The organism is Bacillus sp. P4_D3 (assembly GCF_056401855.1).
Window position 1 is genome coordinate 1 of record NZ_JBFUIN010000271.1, and the last position, 4,213, is coordinate 4,213.

Genomic DNA, 4,213 nt, shown 5'->3' on the forward strand with positions numbered 1-4,213 from the left:
ATCCGGTGCTAACACGCTAATACGCTCTAAATTACTTGTACCCGTTCCGACTTTATTAATCGAAATTTGAATACCATATGTACGATAATACATCAGTAAATGATTAAATTGTTCTATATCTTCTTTACATTCATGTTCTGTTATTTCTAGAACAATGCGTTGTAAGTTCAAACCTTGTTCTTCATACATCAGCAAAAGTTGAAGTAAACTTTCATCTTCATCATTCATTAATACATTAGCATTCCGATGTATAAATAATAATAATTTTTGATCCGTTTCTAAATACCTATTTAACGCTTTTTCTACAATGATGTTATCCGCTTCAAGTTGGAACTCACTCGGAATAGAATCATCATGGAAGAAAGATGCTAAACTTTGTATGCCCTCTTCTGTTTGAATACGTCCTACAACTTCATATCCAATTACTGTATGCTCATCAGCACTAAAAATAGCTTGATAATAAGGAAGGACTTTATCCAAGTTACTCATTACATCTAACGCATCTATCAACGTGCTTCCCTCCCTTTACTTTTCAAAAATTATAACACGATATTTACGGAAAAATAATAAAAAATCCCTTCAGTTTTCCTGAAGGGATTAGAGGGGTAAAATGCTAAGGGGAATTAGCAATTCTACTATGAAGAAAAAAGAGGTCTTAAATATAACGTATATATTCCCCTTTGTAAACACATTTCTCTCACATGTCACAACTTCGTCACATTTTACCAAAGAAAAAATAATAAATCATTCATTTTCCATCCCTTTTAAAATGGATATTGGTGCAAATGCTGGCCACCATCCATTGTCATACAAGTTCCATTTATGTATGCAGCTTCATCTGAACATAAATAATAAGCTAGACCCGCAATTTCTTCTGGTGTCCCCAGCCTACCAAGCGGGACACTTTGTATTGTACGCTTAGCCATTTCTTCTGAAATCCATAATTTATCGGCACCACCTGTACGTTCAATTGGTCCTGGTGCGATAGCGTTAACTCGTATCCCATATTTACGTCCCCACTCAACAGCAAGAGTTTTTGTCATTGCTAATACACCAGCTTTAGCTGCTGCCGAATGGATAACCCCTGGGCCTGCATCCCATGCATATGTTGCCACCATGTTAATAATATTTCCTTTTATACCTTTTTCAATCCAATATTTACCAACAGCCTGACTGCAATAAAATGTACCATTTAATACAATATTAATTACCGAATTCCAGCCATTAACAGATAAGTCCTCTGCTGGACAAATAAAGTTTCCGGCTGCATTATTTATTAAAATATCAATTCGTCCAAACTTCTCATCAATATGTTCAATCATTTTTTGAATATCATCAGTATTTCGTACATCCATTTGTACAGATAATACTTGCCCTGGAAACTGTTCAATTTCTAACTTTGCTTCTTCTAGCTTTTCTTTTGTACGCCCTGTAATAACAACTCGTGCCCCTTCTTTCGCAAAACGAGTCGCCATCCCTTTTCCCATTCCACTTGATCCACCTGTTATAATAACTACCTTCTCTTTCACATACATCCCCTCCAAAAAATGAATACACATTCATTTTATCACTTTATTTGATAGAAATCTTTATATTTTTCAATTTTTCTGATATTTTAACGTAAAGGGGTTTCTTTTCGTTCATTTTTTCGTAATCTATACTACTTTTTTAGTGTTTAAAATATATTTCCAAAAAACTGAAGGGAGATTCGAGTAACCTATATATGAAGAAAATTACAAGAAGAAATTTTTTAAAATCTGGAATACGCACTTGTCTATATTCATTTATAACCGCTAGTATCGGCTATTATTATGCTAAATATATAGAGCCCTATTTGCTTTCTTTTACGCAACACACACTTAAATCACAGCTCATACCAAAAGGTTTTCATGGTATGAAAATCCTTCAATTTAGCGATTTACATCTAGGATACTATTTCTCTCTCCAACATTTATCTCAAATCGTTTCCAAGATTAATGCTGAAAAGCCAGATATTGTCCTTTTTACTGGTGATCTCATTGATAATTACCAAACATATACCGAGGCTCCTTTTGTTGCATCCATTTTAAAGAATATACAGGCACCCTTCGGTAAATTTTCTATTTATGGTAACCACGACCATGGTGGATATGGAACTGAATACTATGATCACATCATGCGCGAATCTGGATTTGAACTTTTGCAAAATAGCGAAAAACGAATTCGTTTACTGGATAATAGTGAAATTTCTATTTTCGGGCTCGATGATATGCTACTAGGTAAACCAAAAATAGCGGAAACTTTACAACATGCAAAACAAAACATTTATACAATTGTTCTCGTTCACGAACCAGATATCGCGCCACAAATCGCTACCTATCCAATCAATCTTCAACTTTCTGGTCATAGCCATGGCGGACAAGTACAAATTCCTTTTTTAGGTGCTATTATTACCCCGTCGCTTGCAAAAGAATATATTGAGGGTTTCTATAACATTCAAGGTTTGACTCTTTATGTCAATCGAGGTATTGGAAGAACACGTGTCCCATTCCGCTTTATGTCAAAACCTGAAATTACACTCTTTATCCTACAACATTCGTAACAATTCGCCTATTTTCTTACATATCCTTTCTTGTACGCGCTCATCCACACTTGGTCCACCATATGATAAAAATGAGTCCAGTAAAGGAGGTTTGTTCATGTATCCATATTATCAACCAATCCCAGTTCGTTCAGCATCTATTGGCCCAGCAGGCGACTCACGCTTCTTTCCATTTTTCGGTGTTCCATTTCTAGCTGGAATTGCTGGAGGGTTACTCGGTGGAGCATTAGCTTTCGGCCCTAGACCGTTTTATCCGCCATATCCACCGCCTTTCCCACCACCAGCACCCTTTCCTTGTTACGGAGGGCCTTGTCAACAACCATACTATTATTAATTTAAAACAACGATTCTTCTAATGTTTTTCTATCAACGAACCGATTTATCACACGCCTATAATAAAAAACTATTCTCTCTACTCATTCTTCCATTTATGGAAGAATGAGTAGAGAAAAAAATAAAAACCTCTTAATTTCGATTAAGAGGTTTTTACTTTTTCTCTATTATTCAGCATCTGTATTTTGGTACGCCATCTTAAATAAATTCACTTGGCTATCAATTTCTTCTATACTACTATTAATTATATAATAATAGTCACCATCTTTATTTTGTTCACGTGTTTTCACATTATCGGCTAAAATTAGCTGTAAAATTGCCTTTATTCTCGCTTTCATTTCAATATCTAAAATCGGGAAGGATATTTCTACTCGTTTTTCCATATTTCGCGTCATCAAATCAGCTGAAGATAAATATATTTTTTCATCTCCATTATGATGGAAATAATAAATACGGCTATGTTCTAAATATCTTCCCACAACACTAACTACACGAATATTTTCACTTACATTTGGAATACCAGGTCTTAAACAACATGTCCCTCTAACGATGAGCTCTATCCTTACCCCAGCTTGCGATGCTTCATACATTTTTTTTATTAACGGTTTATCTGTTAACGAATTCATCTTAGCGATAATATATCCATTTCCATATTGTCTATGGTAACGAATTTCCTCATCTATTAACTCCATAAACTGCTCTCTTATATCAAACGGGGCAACAGATAAATGATGAAAATGCGGTTTTTTTGTATAACCACTCAAATAATTAAAGAAATTTGTTGCATCTACACCAAAGTCTTTTCGCGATGTAATATATCCAAAATCGGTATACAACTTCGCTGTTGCATCATTATAATTTCCGGTTCCAAGATGTACAAACCTTTCAATTTTTCCGTTTCTTCTTCTTACAACTAACGTAATTTTACTATGCGTTTTCAAGTGACTTACTCCGTAAATAACGTGACATCCGGCCTGTTCCAATTCTTTAGCCCAATTAACATTATTCTCTTCATCAAACCTCGCCTTTAACTCAACCAATACCGTCACTTGTTTTCCTTTTTCAGCTGCTACCTTCAACGCCTGAATTATTGGAGAATCTCCACTTACACGATATAATGTTTGTTTGATTGCAAGTACATTCGAGTCATCTGCCGCATCACGGACAAAATCAACGACTGGCTGAAACGACTCAAAGGGATGGTGTAATAAAATATCATGTTCTATCGCTTTTTCAAATACATCTTCCTCATCACCTAAATCTTGAGGAGGTTGAGGAATAAGAGCCGGATATACTAGA

The 4,213-nt window shown here is 35.2% G+C and carries 5 protein-coding genes; 2 read left to right on the top strand and 3 right to left on the bottom strand.

The window, feature by feature from the left end; genetic code table 11:
• Window positions 1–510 (bottom strand): EAL domain-containing protein (locus tag AC1DTM_RS19055; protein ID WP_477000659.1); only part of this gene is annotated, 510 nt, incomplete at its 3' end.
• Window positions 511–764: 254 nt separating this feature from the next.
• Window positions 765–1,529, bottom strand: a complete 765-nt coding sequence (fadH, locus tag AC1DTM_RS19060) for a 2,4-dienoyl-CoA reductase (protein ID WP_002145986.1) — start codon at window positions 1,527–1,529, stop codon at window positions 765–767.
• A gap of 194 nt (window positions 1,530–1,723) precedes the next feature.
• Between fadH and AC1DTM_RS19065 the strand changes: the two genes are divergently transcribed.
• Together AC1DTM_RS19065 and AC1DTM_RS19070 are read left to right on the top strand one after the other, a co-directional pair.
• Entirely contained in the window at window positions 1,724–2,581 is an 858-nt protein-coding gene (locus AC1DTM_RS19065; RefSeq protein WP_016106053.1) for a metallophosphoesterase, read from the top strand.
• A gap of 97 nt (window positions 2,582–2,678) precedes the next feature.
• Window positions 2,679–2,915, top strand: coding sequence for a hypothetical protein (locus AC1DTM_RS19070; RefSeq protein WP_002145984.1), 237 nt, complete (start codon window positions 2,679–2,681; stop codon window positions 2,913–2,915).
• Between the two features lie 166 nt (window positions 2,916–3,081).
• Here the strand turns inward: AC1DTM_RS19070 and ppk1 are convergent.
• Window positions 3,082–4,213 (bottom strand): polyphosphate kinase 1 (gene ppk1 / locus AC1DTM_RS19075; RefSeq protein WP_477000660.1); only part of this gene is annotated, 1,132 nt, incomplete at its 5' end.